We start from the raw sequence: 1272 nt of genomic DNA, 5'->3' as shown, positions 1-1272 counted from the left end.
TTACAAGTTTGGATAGATAGGGAATCTGGCGCAGAGGTTTGCGACTTCGGCTTTGACTTTGGCCTCGACCTCACCGTTACCGTCCTCGCCATTTGCGGCCAGACCGTCGACCACTTCGATGATCCAGTCGGCGATCTGGCGGAACTCGGCCTCGCCAAAGCCACGCGTGGTACCTGCGGGGCTGCCAAGGCGGATGCCGCTGGTCACCATCGGTTTTTCGGGATCGAACGGGACACCGTTCTTGTTGCAGGTGATATGCGCCCGGCCCAGTGCCTTTTCAGTCGCGTTGCCTTTGACGCCTTTAGGGCGCAGGTCCACCAGAACCACGTGGGTATCGGTGCCGTGGGTGACTGTGTCCAGCCCACCTTTGATCAACTGGTCCGACAGGGCCTGCGCGTTGGTGACCACCTGGGCGATGTAGTCCTTGAACTCGGGTCGCAGTGCTTCGCCAAAGGCCACGGCCTTGGCCGCGATGACATGCATCAGCGGGCCGCCCTGAATGCCAGGGAAGATGGCCGAGTTCACTTTCTTGGCGATCGCCTCGTCATTGGTCAGGATCATGCCGCCCCGCGGACCGCGCAGGGTTTTATGCGTGGTGGTAGTAGCCACATGCGCATGCGGGAAGGGCGATGGGTGTGCGCCTGTCGCGACCAGACCGGCGATATGGGCCATGTCGACATGCAGATAGGCGCCGACCATGTCCGCGATCTCGCGCATGCGGGCAAAATCAATGATGCGCGGAATGGCCGACCCGCCTGCGATGATCAGCTTGGGCTGATGCTCTTTCGCCAGCGCTTCGATCTGGTCATAGTCGATCTGGTTGTCCTGTTTGCGCACACCGTAATGGATGGCGTTGAACCACTTGCCCGACTGGTTGGGTGCGGCGCCATGGGTCAGGTGGCCCCCCGCATCCAGGCTCATGCCCAGGATGGTGTCGCCGGGTTTGATCAGTGCCTGGAACACGCCCTGGTTTGCCTGAGAGCCAGAGTTCGGCTGGACGTTTGCAAAGCCGCAACCGAACAGCTGCTTGGCGCGGTCGATGGCCATATTTTCAGCGATATCAACAAATTGACACCCGCCATAGTAACGCCTGCCGGGGTATCCTTCGGCGTATTTGTTGGTCATCACCGAGCCCTGCGCTTCCATCACGGCAGCAGAGACGATGTTCTCGGACGCGATCAATTCGATCTCGTCGCGCTGACGGCCCAGCTCGGACGTGATCGAGCCGAACAGCTCTGGGTCGCGCTCTGAGAGAGACTGGGTGAAAAAACC

1 protein-coding gene is annotated in these 1272 nt (G+C 60.5%); it reads right to left on the bottom strand.

Annotated elements, in window-relative coordinates:
- On the bottom strand, positions 1 to 1272 hold a 1272-nt coding region (glyA, locus tag FN806_RS20345), incomplete at its 5' end, for a serine hydroxymethyltransferase (protein WP_246097374.1).

Source organism: Ruegeria faecimaris (assembly GCF_900182615.1).
Taxonomy (GTDB): Bacteria; Pseudomonadota; Alphaproteobacteria; order Rhodobacterales; family Rhodobacteraceae; genus Ruegeria; species Ruegeria faecimaris.
This window is presented reverse-complemented; position numbering and strand designations above follow the sequence as displayed.